Here is a 19227-nt window from a genome sequence, read left to right as displayed (position 1 = left end):
CTGGGGTTACAATCATTATGGCTACATAACTAAAAAAGTGATAAGAGAAACCATAGGTTCCCTCTTATCACATTTTCCCTTATCCTATTTGGTTATTAGTTTCTTCCCTGAAGAGTTACTTCTATTTATCAACGTTCCGTCGGATTACATAAACATATATCATCCAGTGCATAAGTGGCAACTCCGGTACGTATTCCCTAACCTCCTTACATATCACTTTTACTTTTATTCACTCTTTTTTTCTATGGGCACTTTTAAGAAAGGATAGTGACGTTATTAAAATGAGGGTAATTTTCAGCGTATTTATTTCCTGTTTATTTAATAAAAGACACATCAAAAATACGACTAAAAAGGCTTGAATAAAATAGATCCTGTATTTCAATAGGGTGAACCAAGTTTGTGAGACCCATAGTAAAAAAAAGTTAAATGGCTTCGACATCATCTTTCTCCTTTATCATGATGTTGATATTATCTAGATTTAGATTCTGGCATCATTATATACAAATAGGTGAGTGTCGGTATTTCATAAAGTAAAATCATTCGTTCAGAAAAGAAATGCCGTTCATTTTTCATTGGATTTCTAAAAAGCAGATGCAGATTAGAGAGCGGCTGATTTTTGGATTAAAAGGCATAAGGATAAAAAGGAAGAGTGAGGGAATCGCAAATATTTAAAATCTAAAAAATCATTCTTAATTCAGGGAAATTAAAACAACCTGCTCCCTAGGAACATAGGGAACAGGCAGCCTGAGTGTTTATCCAAGGCACAATGTTTTGGAGCCGCTAAGAGAAGAGGGTCTTCTTTTACAATGGGGTTTAGGGGAAAGAAGGGACCTCACTGCTCCTTTATTTTATAACATATACGAAATCAGATCGTTCCAAAAATGAAATGATATAAACCATTTTTTATATTGCGCCTACTGTAAGAAGTTATGATAGGATTGGAAAGGAGTGTCATGAACGAAAATCCTAACTTTATATCTTGAATTTATGAACAAATGCCATTCATCTGCCTCATAGGGAGATTTGTTCAGAATCGTTCGATTAGTCACCAACTAGAACTGAATATTTTTAAATCAGATTGATCGATAAATAAAAAAGATTGTAGAGGGAATGGCGCTTTCCCTACAATCCAGAACAAGCTAACTTATTTATTTAAGCATACTTCTTACTTTCCTCATCTTTAAAAAAGCTCTTCATTGCATGGAAAACATCAGCCTTTTGCTTAAGGATATAGTACCTGAATTTTTCATTATCGATGTTCTTATAAGCTGTCATCAATGTCGAATGGCGGTTGTATTGATTGACTTCCCCGTATCCGAACATATTGGAAACCTTCATGAGTTCTTCAACAAGCTTAACGCATCGGACGTTATCGGATGTTAGGTTATCACCATCGGAAAAGTGAAACGGATAGATATTAAACTTCGCGGGGTCATATTTATGATCAATAAGTTCTAATGCTTTTCGGTATACGGACGAACAAATCGTACCGCCGCTTTCCCCTTTTGAAAAGAAATCCTCTTCCGGAACGACTTTCGCTTCTGTATGATGGGCAATGAACTCGATTTCCACGGTTTCATATTTTGTCCGCAAGAAACGGTTCATCCAAAAGAAAAAGCTTCGAGCCATATATTTTTCCCATAACCCCATACTTCCGGACGTATCCATCATTGCCAGTACAACTGCTTTCGAATCAGGTTTCTGAACCTCATTCCAGGTTTTGAATTTAAAGTCTTCCTTATAAATAGGATGAAAACCTGGGTCCCCCCTTAAGGCGTTCCGTTTGAATGCGGATATCATCGTTTTCTTTTTATCGATATTTCCCATTAGGCCTGTCTTGCGGATGTCGTTGAATTCAATATGTTCAAGAGTGTGCTCCGCATGTTCTTTCTTCTGAAGATTAGGGAGTTCCAATTGACTGAACAGGGCTTCCTCCAATTCCATCATCGACACTTCGGCTTCATAATAATCCTCGCCGGCTTTGTCACCTGCACCTTGGCCCTTACCGGCTCCGGCATCGGACGGTGAGCCATCCCTTGCGACTACATCCCCCACTTTACTGTCTCCATCGCCTTGCCCTACATGTTTGTTCTTATCATAGTTATAACGAATTTTGTATTCATCCAAGGAGCGAATGGGGATCTTGATGACATCCCGGCCATTGGACATTACGATGCTTTCTTCTGAAATTAGATCAGGCAAATTATTCTTGATCGCTTCCTGCACCTTTTCCTGATGACGTTGTTGATCATCATAGCCTTTCCGATGGAGGGTCCAATTTTCCTGTGAGATTACATACTGTTGATTACTCTCTTCCGACATTCTCTTCCCCCCTTAAAAATGTTTGCACGCTTTTCATCATTCCTTCATATAATAAGTTAGTGTGGGAATGCCCACATCATTCCGGTTTTCCATTGAAAAATACAGTGCGAAAAAACGGATGAAAAGAAAAGTATTACTCTATCTTATGCAGCGACGCAGGATAATTTACAACAAAATTAATAATGGATGTTTGCCCATGAACTAGACAAGTCCTGACAGGGGCGGGGCGTTAAAGGTCCTGTCAGGTTATTTCTAAAAAAGGAATATAAGAAAACGAACAGACCATATGATTTTCAGGTCTGTTCGTTTTTTCATTCATTGGTAATAGGATCGCTTTAAGCCAGAAGTAATGGAGCTGCAAAAGGCTTACAAGGACATCTAAAAAAAGCAATGAAACACAACAAAAAGGGTGTCCCAGCAGTTTTTCTGGACACCCCTTTTACACAGATAGAATCATTCTGGTTGTTGTATTCGTCAATCCTTCTCTTCCTCTATTTCATGTTGAACTGTACCTGGGCGTTTATCCCACTCTTTCAATTCTTCATTCGTCCTTTGATTTTCCATCTGCTTTCCAAGTTCTTTCATCTCTTCATAATCCTTAGCCATGGAGCTATTTTCCGGTACATGTTCTTTTTTCAGTTCCTCTTTGCTCATTTGCCATCACCTCTACTTATTGATACCCAATATTACCAAATCCGAAACGTAACATATCTAATGGAAATATGGGGTATAGATAAAATATTATGAGCAAATGTAAGGAGGTGCAAGATTTATGCAAACAACTACCCTTTATGTAAAGGAAGCAACGTCAGAAGGCCCTATTTTAAATCTGGAGTCCATACTTTTGAAAACGGAAGGTGTGGAACGTGCGATCATCGATGTTGATGATGGGGAAATTAAAATCGACCATAGCGAAGAAAAACTATCACCGAATCAACTTATTACACTTATTGAACAGTATGGCTTGAATGTAACTAAATAGAAATCAATAGCACCGGGCTCCCTTCATTCAGAAAAGCCCGGTGCTTTGTTGAGTTATAATCTCTAATGCCTTCTATAATCACCGTTTAACGCCTTCAAAAGATGCATGATTTCAATGGGAATTCTGGATTTCCTCTAATCCACTTTTCATTCATCCAACCTTCCGTAAATGTTATAAACCCCTGCCCGATCGGGGGCAGGGGCAAAAAAGTATGGATTACCGATTTAACAAGCTGCCCACATAGCGCAGCAAATCATTGGCTGAAGTCGAATTATATCCGTGCTCGTCTATAAGTCTCGTAATGACCTCGTTCACTTTCTTCAGTTGCCTTTCGTCTGGTGTCTTCGTTGAAGTAGTGATCTTAACGACATCCTTCAAATCAGCGAATAGTTTTTTCTGGATCGCTTCCCGTAAACGATCATGGGAATTATAATCAAATCGCTTCCCTTTACGGGCATATGCTGAAATTCGAATCAATATTTCTTCGCGGAATGCTTTTTTTGCATTCTCGGAAATTCCAATTTGCTCTTCTATCGAGCGCATCAATTTTTCATCTGGGTTGATTTCTTCGCCAGTCAATGGATCGCGCAGCCTTGATTTATTGCAGTATGCTTCGACATTATCCAGATAATTATCCATGAGGATTTTCGCCGACTCTTCATATGAATATACAAAAGCTTTTTGCACTTCATTTTTTGCAATGGCATCGTATTCTTTACGTGCCAGTGAAATGAAATTCAAATACCGCTCCCGAAGTTCGTTCGTAATGGACGGATGCTGGTCAAGACCTGCTTTTAATGACATAAGTACATCCAATGCATTAATGGACGGATTTTCCTTACGAATGATCGTGGAGGAAATCCGGTTAATTACGTAACGCGGGTCGATTCCGCTCATGCCTTCGTCCTGATATTCTTTTTTCAATTCATTGATGTCTGCGGAATTAAATCCTTCAACATTTTCCCCATCATAAAGCCTCATCTTTTTCACCAAATCGATATCGCCCTTTTTGGGATCTTTCAGGCGGGTCATGATGCTGAAGATTGCCGCCACCCTTAATGTATGCGGGGCAATATGAACATCCGAGACATCACTTTCACGAATCATTTTTTCATAAATCTTCTCTTCCTCGGTAACCTTCAAGTTATATGGAATAGGCATGACAATGATACGGGAATGCAATGCTTCATTTTTCTTGTTGGAAATGAACGCTTTATACTCCGTTTCATTCGTATGAGCCACAATGAGTTCATCTGCACTGATCAATGCAAAACGGCCAGCTTTAAAATTCCCCTCTTGTGTCAATGATAGCAAATGCCATAAGAATTTCTCATCACATTTCAGCATTTCCTGGAACTCCATCATCCCGCGGTTCGCCTTGTTCAGCTCGCCATCAAAGCGATAGGCACGCGGATCTGATTCAGAACCGTATTCGGCAATGGTCGAAAAATCGATGCTGCCCGTCAAATCAGCAATATCCTGTGACTTAGGGTCAGAAGGACTGAATGTTCCAATTCCAACACGCTTATCCTCCGAAAGGAAAATACGTTCGACCATCACATCTTCAATCCTGCTTCCATACTCCTGTTCTAACCTCATTACATTCAGCGGCGAAAGGTTTCCTTCAATCCTGATGCCATATTCTTCAAAGAAATCATCCCGTAAATACTGCGGAATGAGATGCAGTGGATCTTCATGCATCGGGCATCCTTTTATTGCATAAATCGCACCAGTGTCTTTTAACGAATAATTTTCAAGTCCACGCTTCAGTAAAGAAACGAGTGTGGACTTCCCGCCTGACACCGGACCCATGAGAAGCAATATCCGCTTACGGACATCCAGCCGCTTTGCCGCCGGATGGAAATATTCCTCGATGAGCCTTTCCAGTGAATCTTCAAGACCAAATAACTGACCGCTGAAAAAATTGTATTTCTTTGTCCCATTTACTTCTTCTATCCCTGCATCTCTGATCATGTTGTATACACGTGAATGAGCAGATTGAGCAACTAAAGGCTTTTCTTTCAATATTTCTAAGTACTCTGCGAAGGTGCCTTCCCACTTCAGCTTCTGTTCATCTTCTCTAAATTTTTCGATTTTCTTTAAAATATCCATTAAGGAACCTCCCCCTGTCACTTTCAGAGAATACTTAAATCTATGCTCCAAGTCTGACAAACATGTCAGACTTTAAAAAGTGGACAGGCATTGTTTCGAATCCCCCTTGAATCTCCATGTATCGAAAACGGCTTGATCAGTGAAGAATTGATGACAAATATGCCGACAAGAAAAATTGTGTGCACTCCTGCTAAAAATTAGGGTATACTAAGCCTATACTTAAGTGGGACAATATGGGTAAAGGGAGGTCACAACATGGGTACAGTTATTATCGTTGGAGTTGCTGTAACATTTTTAGCCGCTATCTTCACTGCCGGGTATGACGATAAACCAGGTGTGAAATAAAAAATAACAGCCTTTTCTAAAACTCCAAAAAAAGGGACAGCAAATTAAATTTGCCGTCCCTTTTTTGAATCCTCATCTATATATAAATAATAGAAGCACTTTCGAAGTCATTCACGAATGGATTATTGAGCATGCCAATCGAATTGGCTTCATCATTTATACAGCGTCCTTTTTAGCAGTTTGAGCTGCAACGTTGTTCTCCATCGATCTCAAGTCTTCATTTACTTTTTGTCCTTGTTCCAAATATTCCGTTTGGAAACCACTCTTTATTGCCCAACTATAAAACATTAGTGATAAACATGTAATGATGACCATATCCAAACCAAATGGGATTATGTTTAGTCCACCAAACTTTTCACTGCCTAAGTATGAAATGGTCATCATACAGAGTAAGTAAACAACCATCCAAAGCCCTGCTGAAAAGTTTTGACGGAATCCCTTCCATTTTATTTTTGATTGATAATAGAAATAAACGGGAAGACCAGCCATAATGATAAATAATACTTGACCTGTCAGTGGCCACCTCGCCCAATATAGAACCAAAGAAGCAAAAACAAAGCCCAGTGGTGCAATGATGCTTAATCCTTTTAAACGTAATGGTCTGTACAAGTTCTGACCTGTGCGCCTTAATGTCATAACAGTAACTGGACCTGTAATATAAGAGACTAAAGTCGCAACTGAAATAACCTCTGCCAATACGCCCCAGCCTCTAAACATGAATAAAAATAAGAAAGATACGCCTAGATTAAAAAACATGGCTTGACGCGGGATACCATAAAGAGGATGCAGTTTTCCAAACACGCTTGGCAAATATTTATTCTTTTCCATCCCATAAAGCATTCGTGACGTTGTCGCCGTGTATGTTATTCCTGTCCCCGAAGGAGAAATAAAAGCATCTACGTATAGTAAAATAACCAACCAGTTTATGCCTAAAACAATTGCTAAGTCAGCAAACGGTGAATTGAAATTCAAATGTTGCCATCCATTCACAATCATGGACGGGTCAACGGCTCCAATAAACGCAACCTGTAATAAAACGTAGATGACCGTTGCAATTAAAATGGAGCCAATTACTGCAATTGGGATCGAACGTCCCGGATTCTTTGCCTCACCAGCCATATTAATTGGACTTTGAAAACCATTAAATGCAAAGATGATACCCGAAGTTGCTACAGCAGTAAGTACACTTGCCCAACCATTAGGAGCGATACTTCCCGCAGTGGTAAAATTGGATCCGTGAAACCCGGCAAATAAAAGTGAGCCAATCGTAAGTCCAGGAATAATAACCTTAAAGACTGTAATAAATGAATTAGCTTTCGAAAACAAACTGACTGTCCAGTAATTTAATAAAAAGTAGACGATCAGCAATACAGAGGCAATTGCCAAGCCTCCCCCAGTAAGACTCCCATTTTCTACTAAACCGTGTGTCCACTGTGCCCATTCCCATGGCCATGAGCTCATATATTGAACAGAAGCAATCGCTTCAACTGGAATTACGGAAACGATTGCAATCCAGTTTGCCCAGCCTGCAATAAACCCTAAAAACGATCCATGAGAGTACTGCGTGTATTTTACCATTCCCCCTGCTTCAGGAAACATAGACCCTAATTCACTGTAAGATAGTGCGATAAATAAAATAACAACCATCCCGATAATCCAAGAGATAATGGCAGCGGGTCCTGCAATCTGTGCCGCTCTCCAAGCTCCGAATAACCAACCTGAGCCAATAATTGACCCGAGTCCTACCATCATTAACGAAAATGTTCCCATCTTTCGCTGCATATTATTCATATATTTTTCACCATGCTTTCCAAAAATTATTCCTTACGTTTAAAAGTAACTGGATTAATGATTTGTGCCAGTGCGTCCAATTACATCTTAAAGTAATTGCTGCATCTACATCACTATTGTAAAAATTTGTAAATTTAATGAGGAAATCTTAAGGATGTCCCCTTATTGCTTCTATTAATTACACCGGAACTAAATTTTTCTGTATTTCAGAAAATGCTTAAATCCCATTCTTGTGCCATTTGTTTCAATAACAAACTACCTGCTACGCTATTCCCATATTCATCGATGGCTGGTCCATAAATACCAATGCCACATCCATCTTGAAAAGGCATTCCGCTTCTGGCACTTGGAGGAACAAGCGCCATGATCCCGCCAGATACTCCACTTTTGGCCGGCACCCCAATAAAAGCCGCAAATTTCCCCGAAGCATTGTACATACCGCAAGTAAGCATTAATGCTTTGGCCAGCTTAGCCACTTTTTTAGGGATTACTTGTTCTTTACGAACGGGATGGTAACCATCTTGAGAAAGAATCAGTCCAAGCAGGGCTATGTCTTCTGTGGTCACTTCTATGGAACATTGCATGAGGTAAACCTCTAAAGCTTCCTCTACTTCCGATTCCAAATAATTAGTCTCTTTCAAATAGTGAGCCAAAGCTCTATTTCTATGAGAGGTTTGCCACTCAGATTGATACACTTCCTCATTGATTGTCGGGCGCTTCCCTAACAAATTTTCAAATAGCCCATAGAGAAATTCCAATTTCTTTTGTGAAGAATCCCCTGGGAGAAGCGAAGCAACGGTAATCGCCCCAGCATTTATCATAGGATTAAACGGCTTTCCCGGCTTATGCATTTCTAAACGAATAATTGAATTGAAAGCATCTCCTGTCGGTTCCACATCGACCCTCTCTAACACATAAGAAATGCCGCGACCCAAACATGCGGCAATAAAGCTAAGCACTTTTGAAATACTTTGCAGCGTGAAAGGAACTTCCCAATCCCCTGACTTGATCATTGTTCCACCCGGCTCCAGTATGGTAATGCCCAATTGCGATAAATGTGCATTTCTCAATGCCGGTATATAATTAGCGGTTTGTCCTTCAATAGCAAAGGATCTGTAATGTGCTACCCATTCATCTAAGTCGGATTTTCTTTGACTATTAACGTGAATGTCATACTCTTTTGACAATTCTTCAATCACATTCTTCCACCTCTTCAGTTGTTGTATCATTATATTTTCTAAATGAACGTTTTACCGAATGCCATCAAGCTTACATATAATAGATTCGGTGAAAAAATAATGAATATTCTAAAAATTATTAAGCGCTTTCAAAAATTTATATCTACCGTTAATTTTAAATTGGGAACTACATAATCATACGAAAACCTACAAAATCTAAAAAATAAAAATCCACTAAAAAAACGTATCCCGTTACCATTTTTTGTGGATAGAAAAACAGATTGGTTTTGCCATAATAGATTATAAGCCGTTCTATTCAGGAACAAAGTAAGCGTTGTATTGAAGCCGATGAAACTGTATACTGATTTTTTAAACAACTTGGGAGGTGACGACTTTGAATCTCAGTACGTTAATGAAAAAAGAGGTCAACATCCTCGCTTTGATGTTGTTAACAGTGCCATTAGCGGGCGAATTGAGTTTTTATCCTTTAAATGAAACGTTTCGGGTAAGTTTTGGTCCGCCTGTCCTTTTCTTCTTTTTACTATTATTACAGAAAACACCTGCCATTTTTTCGGGCTTCCTCACAGGAACAATGGTTGTGGTATTTCGTATTCTTATAGATTTTTTCATGCATGATAGTTTTTCCTGGGCATCCGCTTTCCAAATTCATTATCCTAGTTTTTTCTTTTATTTCACCTACTGCTTTCTTTTTTATTTGGTGAAAATAAATCGCTTTCAAAACCGATCTTTGCTGATTGGATTTATTGGTCTCATTATCGAAATATTGTCCGACTCTGTAGAATTGATTTTTCAATATATTGTGTTGGAAACAACCATTACGTTAGGTTCACTAAACGAGATGATCATGATCGCATTCGCCCACAGTTTCATCGTTTTAAGCTTTTTTAATATGATGAAATTATATGAAGCACAATCAAGGGAAAGGCAAATCACAAAACAAAATGAACATATGCTTATGCTCATTTCCAACTTATATGAGGAAACGATTCATTTAAAAAAAACATTAAAGAATGCTGAGAATATTACTAAGAAATCGTATGATTTATATCGAGATTTAAAAGCTCTGGAAAAACGGGACAAGCACCCTCATGTTCATCCTGAGCCATATAGTCAAAAAGCATTGCGCATTGCGGGTGAAATGCATGAAGTCAAGAAAGATAATCAACGGATTTTTGCTGGTCTCTCCAAATTGATTTCCAATGAGAGTTTTAAAGATTACATGAATGCAGCTGAACTTTTTCATTTAATTATCCGAATTAATGAAAAATATGCCTTATCACTAGGAAAGGATATTCAATTTGAATACTCATTGGAGGGGAAAAACGATTCACCTTATCATGTGTATACCGTGTTATCTCTTTTCAATAATTTAGTCGCTAATGCAGTGGAAGCAATTAAAGAAAAAGGAATCGTCCGTTTAAGTTTGGGTGAAGTCCATGACCATGTAGAATTTAAAGTTGCTGATACCGGACCTGGAATTCCTCAAAAATATCAGACTGTGATATTCAAACCTGGATTCACTTCAAAATATGATCATTTCGGGACACCCTCAACAGGGATAGGTCTCTCATATGTAAAAGAGGTCGTAAAAGAACTGGGAGGCGACATCCTATTTGAGAATAGTTTTGACGGCGCCATTTTTTCCATAAGATTACCCATTCATAAGTTGGTCCAGAAAGGATGATTCCATGCGTTTTTTTATAACAGATGATGATTGTGCCATACGTTCGAACTTAAGCCAAATTATAGAGAACGAAGATTTAGGAGAAGTGGTGGAGGAAGCCGAGGATGGAAGTCTATTAGAAGGGCATATTTTGAATTTAAAACAAATTGATATTTTATTTATTGATTTATTAATGCCCATCCGGGATGGGATTGAGACACTTCGTCATATAAAAAATACATTTAACGGGAAAATAATAATGATTTCGCAGGTTGAATCAAAGGAGCTGATTGGTGAGGCATACTCACTTGGAATCGATTATTATATTACTAAACCAATCAATCGGATTGAGATATTAACAGTTATCCGAAAAGTTATGGAACGTATTCATTTAGAAAGATCAATCACAAATATCCAAGCCTCTTTAAATGGTGTATTGAACTTTGAACAGCCAAAGGTTGATAATTCCAATAGTTTTAATGAAAAAAGTATAAGGGAGGTGGGTGAATTCCTTTTATCGGAATTAGGGGTCGTTGGAGAAAATGGCGCAAAAGATTTAATGGAAATGCTTCAGTATTTATTTATGTATGAACGGACTTTTACTTTTGGAAAGCAATTCCCCACCCTTAAAGATATCTTTGTAGAAATCACCAAAAAAAAGCTCGGCAAAGCAGCTTTGCAGGTAGATATCAATCGGGAAATAAAAGCTGCCGAACAGCGAATTCGCAGAACGATTAACCATTCGTTAAATCATTTCGCTTCGCTCGGTTTAACGGATTTTTCAAATCCTAAGTTTGAAAATTACGCTTCCAAATTTTTTGATTTCACAGTCGTTCGCCAAAAGATGAAAGAACTGCAAAATGATTCAACGGTAGTTCTTACACCTACCCGGGTAAATACAAAAAAGTTTATTCAAGTATTTTATTTCGAAGCGAAACGATTGAATCCTGATGAAATCATAAGATATAGATAATCCTAATTAAAACAAAAAACTGCGGAAGCACTCAAAAAACATAAAATCCCCTGAAGATTTCAGGGGATTTTGGCAAGTTCTTATTTTTTCAACAATAAATACATGAAATAAGGAGCACCGATCAATGCAACCATGATACCTGCAGGAATCCCCTCGGGTTCAATTATATTACGGCCTATCGTATCGGCAAGCAGCAATAGCCATCCACCGATTAAAATGGCAACCGGAATGAATAGTTGATTTCGAGGTCCTACCAAGGATTTTGCTATATGCGGGGACATAAGTCCAATGAATGCAATTCCGCCTGTAACAGAAACGGCAGCCGCTGCCAGTGCTACAGCCGTGATCAGCAGTACGATCCGCTCCTTTTCAATCGATACACCGACCCCAATTGCTACCGGTTCACTTAAACCAAGCAGATTCAAACGATTTGCTTTATATAAAGTGAATGGGATGAGGATGATTAACCATGGAATGATTGCCCAAATGAAAGGCCAATCCGTGCCCCATATATTTCCTGCCAACCATTTTGCGATGAAATCGACCTTCGCTCGTTCCGCTGACGAAATGAGGACAATCATCAGGCCAGAAAGCGCCATTGAAAAACCTACGCCGATCAACACTAACCGGACGGGTTCAAGTCCACTCTTCCTCTTGTATGAGAGGATATATATTAAACAGGCCGTCAGTAACGCTCCGATAAAACCGACAAGCGGAACCATATAAACAAACGAACCAGCGTCAAGCGGGAAAAACAGAAAGAAAGCGGCAATGGCAACACCTGCTCCCGAGTTGATCCCGATGATTCCGGGATCGGCTAAATCATTTCGTGTGATCCCTTGTAGAATGGCTCCCGACAGTGCAAGGGCCATGCCTGCTAAAAGGGTGATGATGATCCGCGGTAAGCGGACGGAAAATAATATGAATTCCTCTTTAAACGTCCCTTGCCCGAAGAGCGTTGGAAACAGTCGTCCTATAGAAAGATTGGAATATCCCGAACACGTCCCTATAATGATCGTAATGATGATGAGTGCACTCAATGCACCTATTATCCAACGCTGTTTTTTGACTAAAGCTGACTGGATCATGAAAATGCTTTACCTCCTTTACGCACGATTAGGAGGAAGAAAGGTAAACCTATCATCGCAACAACCGCTACCACAGGTGTTTCATATGGAGAATTGATCGTACGGCCGATCGTATCGGCAAGCAGCATGAAAGTGGCTCCCAAAATTGCAGACATAGGGAGGATGAATCGATAATCCGTACCCACGATAGCCCGAACGATATGTGGGACCATTAACCCGATGAACACCATATTTCCGACAAGCGCAACGGCAGCCCCTGCCAGGAGAATGATGACCACGAAGAGAACCGCCTTTATTTGTGTTGTCTTTTGCCCTAAGCCTACGGCCACTTCTTCACTTAAGCTAAGTATGGTGAGCTGTCTGGAAAAGATAAGGGAAATCAGGATGCCTATTAGAATGAACGGAACGATTACACGAAGCTGCTCCCATGAAGTTCCGATATTCCCGCCAGCTGTCCACATCGATACATCTTTTGATACCTTGAAATATATGCCGACCCCTTGCGAAACGGCAAATAGGAATGCAGAGACTGCAGCACCAGCCAATACGATCCGCAAAGGTGAAAATCCTCCCTTTTTCATCGCACCGATTCCGAAAACCATGGTTGCCCCGACAGCGGCACCTATAAAACACGCAATCATGATCCCTAAATTATTAGCATTTGGAATGAATGCCAAAGTGATGGCTAGTCCTGCATTGGCTCCTGCCGTCAATCCAAGCAACCCGGGATCGGCAAGTGGATTCCTGGTCATTCCCTGCATGATTGCCCCAGAAACGGCAAGCGCTGCACCCACAAAGATTGCCCCCACTTCACGAGGGAAGCGGATTTCCCGAATGATTGAAATTTTTTCACCGACAGCATTTGATGTCAGTGCTTGCCAAACGTCTTTAACGGTAACATCAGCCGCACCAAAAGCCATTGAAATAATGAACATGCCTATAAAGGCGACGATCGCTATGATCAGTTTACTTATAAATGGGATGAAACGTTGATTTTCATTAGTCATCTGTCTCTCTCATCTCTTTTTTTATAGAATAAAAGGAGAGGAATTGGAATCCCTCTCCCTCGCTGTATTATTTTCCAAGAAAACTTTTGGAAAAGAAGTCTAATTGGTAATCTAATGTGATTGGATCATTGAAGTAGAATTTTTTTGCATCAGCTTCATATAGTTTATTGTTTTTAACGGCAGGTATGTTTTTAAACGTGTCAGTTTGTTGGAATGAATTGTCCTGATCTTTGTTATTGCTCAAAATCACATAATCACCGGCATAGTCTTTAAGGACTTCTAATGATAAGGCAAAGTAACCATCTTTCAGCGCCACTTCTTTTACCTTTTCAGGCATACCCAATTTCATTTCTTGATAAAGGATTTCCGTTCCACGTCCCCAATTATCACCGTATACATAGAACTGTTTGTCAAACTTTTCGAAAACGGAAACGGTAGCATCTTCTCCAATTTTGGCTTTAATTTCATCACCGGTTGTTTTTGCCCGTTCTTTGAAATCATCCACCCATGCTTGAGCTTCTTTTTCTCTATTCAAAAGTTTACCGATTTCTACATGTTGTGTTAAGTAGTCCACTTTTCCGTATGTATATGTTACGGTTGGAGCAATTTCCTTTAATTTATCGACATTTTTAATCGTCGATAAACCAATGATTAAATCCGGATTCAACTCGATGATTTTTTCCAGGTTTTCGTCCGTCACTTCTTCCACATCTTTTAACTCTTTAAAATTCGGGTTCATTTTAGACCAGGAATCAACCCCTACAAGGTTAACATCCAAAGCCATTACGTTACCTGCGAAAGATGATAGTACTAAAACACGCTGAGGATCTGCCGGAACTTCAACAGGACCATTTTCAGATTGATAGGTGATGGCACCTGATTTTTCTTTTTTGGAAGCGGAGCTTTTTTCCTTTTCGGCTGACTCGTTACCACAAGCACTAATAATTAACACTAACAGCAGTATAAACGGGATCAATATTTTTTTCATTTGTTGTCAAATCTCCTTTTAGTAAGTTGTATGTGCTGCACATTGGTTTGTTCGTTCGTTGATCTCGTCCGATTACCGCATCAATATGGAATACTTCCTTAAGAACTTCATGAGTGATGACTTCTTCACAATCTCCTGCTTTGACTATTTCCCCGTCCTTTAAGGCAATGATATAGTCGGCAAAGCGAGCAGCTTGGTTTAAATCATGAAGAACCATGACAATTGTACGTCCCTGTTCTACATTCAGCCTCTGTAATAATTCCAGAACCTCCAGCTGATGGGCCATATCCAAATAGGTGGTTGGCTCATCAAGGAAGATGATTTCCGTTTCCTGGGCAAGGGCCATCGCAATCCAAACACGCTGGCGCTGACCTCCTGACAGAGCATCCACGGGACGGAACTTGAAGTCTTTCGTGCCGGTCACTACAAGTGCCCAATCAATCACATCATAGTCTTTCTGGGTCAGGCGCCCAAAACCTTTTTGATAGGGAAAGCGCCCATATGATACGAGCTCCCCAACCGTCAAACCGCTTGCACTCTCGGGTGTCTGCGGAAGTATGGCCATTTTTCTTGCAAGGATCTTAGTGCTTTCTTTTGAGATATTAACCCCATCTAAAACAACCGTACCTGATAGATTTGGAATGATTCTGGTGATCGCTTTCAAAAGTGTCGATTTCCCACATCCATTTGAACCGATGATCGTTGTGATTTTTTTATCTGGAATTTCCACACTGAGATCTTTTACAATTAAACGTTCACCATAACCAATATTCAAATTCTCTGTATATAGGCGAACCATTTTTTAACCTCCATTTACTGAAAAAATAGGTAAGTAAAAACTCAAATGAAAATGATTATCATTATCCACTACTTAATTACTATAATTCTATCTAAATATATTGTCAATGGTAATTTCATGGGCATATAAGAAGAAATTCTGACAGCATTTTTGGGGCCGGTCCGTATTACCGACTGACAAATGAACACAGTAAAGACCCCGGGGACACTTCCGGGATCTTTAGGTTTGGCTCATACTCAGGACTTTGGCAAGAATATTCCTAATAGGCCGTATTCATTAATCAATGTTTCTTAAATCCTTGCTTCTCAACATAATCTTTCATGTACAGCCTGCTTTTCTTTCCAAGCATTCCTGCCATTTGCCCGGTCCAGGTGTCTTTTCGTTTACCGTTAGTCCGTAGCTCATAATAACTGGAAATCGTTTCATTATACTCTTCAAGTTGTCCGATGAACTCTTGCTTATCCTCCTGATATCCATTTTCATGATAGATATTGGACAACGGCAAACGCGGCTTTTTATCCGAACGGTTTTTCGGATATCCGACCGCTAGAGCGAATAATGGTATAACACGATGCGGTATATTCAAAATCGCTGACACTTCCGGGAGATTATTGCGGATCCCGCCTATATAGCAAATGCCTAGATCCATCGATTCTGCCGCCAATGCTGCATTTTGGGCCGCTAGAGCCGCGTCAATACAGGCAACCATGAATTTCTCGGTACTTTCAATCGATTCGGACAGGTCCGTGTTTTCCATTTCGGAAACCATATCCTGGCGATATAAATCGGCGCAAAAGACGAATAGATGTCCATTCTTCTCTACATATGACTGTGGTCCGGCAAGTTCGGCAAGCTTGGCTTTCTTTTCCGGGTCGGTTACCCCTATGATTGAATACGCTTGAATATAACTTGAAGTCGATGCAGCTTGGGCACATTCCACAATCGTATTGATTTGCTCCCCAGACAATAACTTGTCCTCAAAAGAACGAATGGAACGGTGATCTAAAATCTTCTCAATAATGTTATTCAATGCTCCCACCCCTAAAGAATATGTAAAGTATCCATCATCGGGGCTGAAATGCCCCCGATGACAGTATTGATGAAACTCAACCTTTTGTTTTCAAATCCAATTCACGGTAATTTTGCTGTCTAAGTGCTTCATAAACCAAGATGGCTGCCGTGTTCGACAGATTAAGGGAACGTACTTTATCCGTCATTGGAATCCGCAGGCACCGATCCATATTCTCTTGGATCAGATCTTTCGGCAGACCCGTCGTTTCACGGCCAAAAATGAAAAATATCTCACTGTCTTGATCACTGTAATCGAAGCTCGAATGCGGCTGCTCCCCGAATTTCGTCAAGTAATAAAATTCACCGCCGGCGTTTCTTTCAAAAAACTCTTCTAACGAATCATAATAATGGATCTTTACATTCTCCCAGTAATCGAGCCCGGCCCGTTTGAGCTGTTTGTCATCCGTCGAGAAACCGAGCGGGCGAATGAGATGTAAAGACGTATCCGTCCCTGCACATGTTCTTGCGATATTTCCTGTATTTGCTGGAATCTGTGGTTGATATAAAACTACATGTATTGACACTTCATTTTCACCTCTAGTTTGAACTTCACCTTAATTATAGCATTAAACAAAAAAGACTAAAAACCAATCACCCTCCATCCAAAATCACAAAGAATTTATAAACGATGTTCGGTGTATATCTGGTTGAATCCTCATACGTCCAATATCGGTGACGGCTGTTCATCGTATGTGCATTCACAAGCGGCATCCCGTCCTGATCCTTCGCCGTTACAATCAAGTTATGGTCAAACCGCCCGTTCCCTTCGAAATCTATGCAGAGGATATCGCCCAAATTCAATTCCTTGGCCGATTCCACCTGCTTTGTCCTGATGGCATTCCCGGCTTTAAGCAGATGATATAAAGAATGGGCTGTCGTCCATGTATAACTCCAGCTTTTCCCCCTTATCCACCAGCCCTTATTTTTATTTGGCGCCCCCCACATCGGTATTCCCCCTGCATGTAAACATTGTGAAATGTAATTCGTACAATCATCGGTGAATTTATAATAAGCCGGATTAAATTCATTCCACCAACGCTCGGCATATTGAACGGCCTTCATTCGATCATACTTATATGCGAGACGATCTGCGCCTGGATCACATTTTGGCGGTACCTCTTCGGTTTCAAAGCTGGGAATCAACTCAATTTCATCCACTATATACCCATTTCGAAACCGTGCCTCCCTTTCTTCCATTTCTTCTTCTATATAAAATGAATCTTCCTGTTTCAATAAATATTGCAGATGGACATGATAGGTCAGGACTGTATCCCTGTCTTCCTTTCTCTTCGAATGTACCTTGCCTGCCGCATTCACCCGAACAATTTCGGCAGCGCGGTTCCTCATCATTTCCTTCTTCAAATGTAACTTCCTTTCACCCCGTTCTAGATCATCTGAAGTATAAAACTCCACTCTTTCTTGTAAAAGGCGTTGCAATTGTTCCCTCAAGTTCATGCCCTCCTTCTTACCATCTATGCTAATGTGTATGTACGAGGGCATGGACAAAAACACAACTTCATAAATGCGGGAGTTTCAATCCTTACCCATAATGAAACTTCTTATATAGATTTTCCTTGAAGCTACCGGAATATCTTAAGCAAAAAAGCCGCCCCGTTATATTTACGAGGCGGCTGCATTTTAAATATTATTTTGTTTCCAAGGTAAACTGCAGTCCTTTCTCAATTTCCGCCAATACCTCTTCATCCTTTTCCTTCATTCGAGCTTGTTCCAATGCGGAAACAGCCTGCTCCCGGCCAATTTTCCCAACTGCCCAGGCCGCCGTCCCCCTGATGACGGGCCGCGGATCATTCTTCATGACCTGTATCAATAGAGGCAATGCCGTTTCATCTTTGAAATGGGCCAATGCTAAAATGGCATTTCGTTGGATTGGCTTTTTACCGCGCCAAGAGCCGGATACATGGCCGTATGTCTCTTTGAAGTCCCGATTTGAAATCGTAAGCAGGGGTTTTAACAGCGGTTTCGCCAGCTCGGGGTCGGGTTCCATCTCTTCATGAAAATGAAAATCCATTCCTTTGTTTTTCGGACAAACGGTCTGGCATGTATCACAGCCATACAAACGATTGCCTATTTTCGTCCTGAACTCATCCGGAAGGAAACCTTTTGTCTGTGTCAAGAACGCAATGCAACGCTTGGAATTTAGCTGCCCGCCCTGAACGAGCGCTCCAGTCGGGCAAACATCGACACATTTATTACATGTCCCGCATTGATCTTCCATCGGTTTATCCGGTTCAAATGGCAGGTTGGTTATCATGTCTCCCAAGTATACATAAGACCCGAATTCCGGTGTGATGATCATACTGTTTTTTGCACTCCAGCCAATACCTGCACGCTCAGCCACTGCCCTATCCGATAACTCACCCGTGTCAACCATGGACTTCATCATTGCCCCTGGCACTTTATCTTTAATGAAATTCTCAAGTAACTGCAATTTATTACGGAGAACGGTATGATAATCCGTTCCCCAAGACGCCCGGCAAAAGATCCCGCGGCGTTCACTTTTTGTACTTTGCGGAGCATCCTTCAATTTCGAAGGATAAGCAAGCGCAATCGAAATGATGGATTGCGGTTTATCGAATATCAATTCAGGCCTTACCCTTTTTTCTATATCGGCTTCTTCAAACCCTGACTGGTAATCCAGTTCCTGTTGACGTATCAGCCGACCTTTCAGTTCGGTGAAAGCCGTAGCCGATGTAAAGCCGATTTTATCGATGCCGATTTCCTTACTATATAAAATCACTTCTTGCTTGAATGAGTTCATATCCATATTAATCACCTACGTTCATTCAGTATTCCCATTGAAGCTTGAATCCATTTCAAACCATTGCTATCTATGATAAACTAATTGCAATCATTTTTGGAGGTGAAA

General features: G+C 40.3%; 16 protein-coding genes. 3 read left to right on the top strand and 13 right to left on the bottom strand.

Features of this window, described 5'->3' with window-relative positions:
- Nucleotides 1-1152: 1152 nt before the first annotated feature.
- Entirely contained in the window at nt 1153-2322 is a 1170-nt protein-coding gene (gene yhbH, locus MHB45_RS02210; RefSeq protein ID WP_048689858.1) for a sporulation protein YhbH, read from the bottom strand.
- A 474-nt stretch (nt 2323-2796) separates the two neighbouring features.
- Nucleotides 2797-2976, bottom strand: a complete 180-nt coding sequence (locus MHB45_RS02205; RefSeq protein WP_034315155.1) for a hypothetical protein — start codon at nt 2974-2976, stop codon at nt 2797-2799.
- A gap of 118 nt (nt 2977-3094) precedes the next feature.
- On the opposite strand from MHB45_RS02205, the gene MHB45_RS02200 reads away from it, so the two are divergent.
- Nucleotides 3095-3304 carry a metal ABC transporter ATPase gene (locus tag MHB45_RS02200; protein WP_034315156.1) on the top strand — a complete coding sequence of 70 codons (210 nt, stop codon included), beginning with the start codon at nt 3095-3097 and terminating at the stop codon, nt 3302-3304.
- A gap of 216 nt (nt 3305-3520) precedes the next feature.
- On the opposite strand, the gene MHB45_RS02195 is transcribed toward MHB45_RS02200, so the two are convergent.
- The 3 genes from MHB45_RS02195 to MHB45_RS02185 form a co-directional block, all read right to left on the bottom strand.
- Complete coding sequence (locus MHB45_RS02195) at nt 3521-5416, bottom strand: PrkA family serine protein kinase (RefSeq protein WP_048689861.1); 1896 nt, start codon at nt 5414-5416, stop codon at nt 3521-3523.
- Nucleotides 5417-5917: 501 nt separating this feature from the next.
- Nucleotides 5918-7552: an APC family permease gene (locus MHB45_RS02190; protein ID WP_340907275.1), complete on the bottom strand. Its 1635-nt coding sequence runs from the start codon at nt 7550-7552 to the stop codon at nt 5918-5920.
- Between the two features lie 206 nt (nt 7553-7758).
- On the bottom strand, nt 7759-8748 hold the full coding sequence (locus MHB45_RS02185; protein ID WP_226990560.1) for a glutaminase: 990 nt from the start codon (nt 8746-8748) through the stop codon (nt 7759-7761).
- A 367-nt stretch (nt 8749-9115) separates the two neighbouring features.
- On the opposite strand from MHB45_RS02185, the gene MHB45_RS02180 reads away from it, so the two are divergent.
- Both MHB45_RS02180 and MHB45_RS02175 read left to right on the top strand, forming a co-directional pair.
- Nucleotides 9116-10435 (top strand): sensor histidine kinase, encoded by a 1320-nt coding sequence (locus MHB45_RS02180; protein WP_309247759.1) that lies wholly within the window; start codon nt 9116-9118, stop codon nt 10433-10435.
- 4 nt (nt 10436-10439) lie between these two features.
- Nucleotides 10440-11387, top strand: a complete 948-nt coding sequence (locus tag MHB45_RS02175; protein WP_048689866.1) for a response regulator — start codon at nt 10440-10442, stop codon at nt 11385-11387.
- A gap of 80 nt (nt 11388-11467) precedes the next feature.
- On the opposite strand, the gene MHB45_RS02170 is transcribed toward MHB45_RS02175, so the two are convergent.
- The 8 genes from MHB45_RS02170 to queG form a co-directional block, all read right to left on the bottom strand.
- Entirely contained in the window at nt 11468-12475 is a 1008-nt protein-coding gene (locus tag MHB45_RS02170) for a FecCD family ABC transporter permease (protein ID WP_048689868.1), read from the bottom strand.
- A complete protein-coding gene (locus tag MHB45_RS02165) occupies nt 12472-13482 on the bottom strand; it encodes a FecCD family ABC transporter permease (RefSeq protein ID WP_048689871.1) in 1011 nt (336 codons plus the stop codon). Before MHB45_RS02165 ends, MHB45_RS02170 begins: the two co-directional genes overlap by 4 nt.
- Nucleotides 13483-13549: 67 nt before the next feature.
- Complete coding sequence (locus MHB45_RS02160; protein WP_253349089.1) at nt 13550-14470, bottom strand: iron-hydroxamate ABC transporter substrate-binding protein; 921 nt, start codon at nt 14468-14470, stop codon at nt 13550-13552.
- Nucleotides 14421-15269 (bottom strand): ABC transporter ATP-binding protein, encoded by an 849-nt coding sequence (locus MHB45_RS02155; RefSeq protein ID WP_340907271.1) that lies wholly within the window; start codon nt 15267-15269, stop codon nt 14421-14423. The genes MHB45_RS02160 and MHB45_RS02155 overlap by 50 nt, the downstream gene beginning before the upstream one ends.
- A gap of 280 nt (nt 15270-15549) precedes the next feature.
- Nucleotides 15550-16299, bottom strand: a complete 750-nt coding sequence (gene nfsA, locus MHB45_RS02150) for an oxygen-insensitive NADPH nitroreductase (RefSeq protein WP_048689878.1) — start codon at nt 16297-16299, stop codon at nt 15550-15552.
- A gap of 76 nt (nt 16300-16375) precedes the next feature.
- Nucleotides 16376-16864, bottom strand: coding sequence for a tRNA (uridine(34)/cytosine(34)/5-carboxymethylaminomethyluridine(34)-2'-O)-methyltransferase TrmL (gene trmL / locus MHB45_RS02145; protein ID WP_048689880.1), 489 nt, complete (start codon nt 16862-16864; stop codon nt 16376-16378).
- A 67-nt stretch (nt 16865-16931) separates the two neighbouring features.
- Entirely contained in the window at nt 16932-17789 is an 858-nt protein-coding gene (locus MHB45_RS02140) for an amidase domain-containing protein (protein ID WP_048689883.1), read from the bottom strand.
- Between the two features lie 196 nt (nt 17790-17985).
- Nucleotides 17986-19125 carry a tRNA epoxyqueuosine(34) reductase QueG gene (gene queG, locus MHB45_RS02135; RefSeq protein WP_340907268.1) on the bottom strand — a complete coding sequence of 380 codons (1140 nt, stop codon included), beginning with the start codon at nt 19123-19125 and terminating at the stop codon, nt 17986-17988.
- Nucleotides 19126-19227 lie beyond the last annotated feature (102 nt).

This window comes from Peribacillus sp. FSL K6-5616, from assembly GCF_038008245.1.
GTDB lineage: Bacteria > Bacillota > Bacilli > Bacillales > DSM-1321 > Peribacillus > Peribacillus frigoritolerans.
This window is presented reverse-complemented; position numbering and strand designations above follow the sequence as displayed.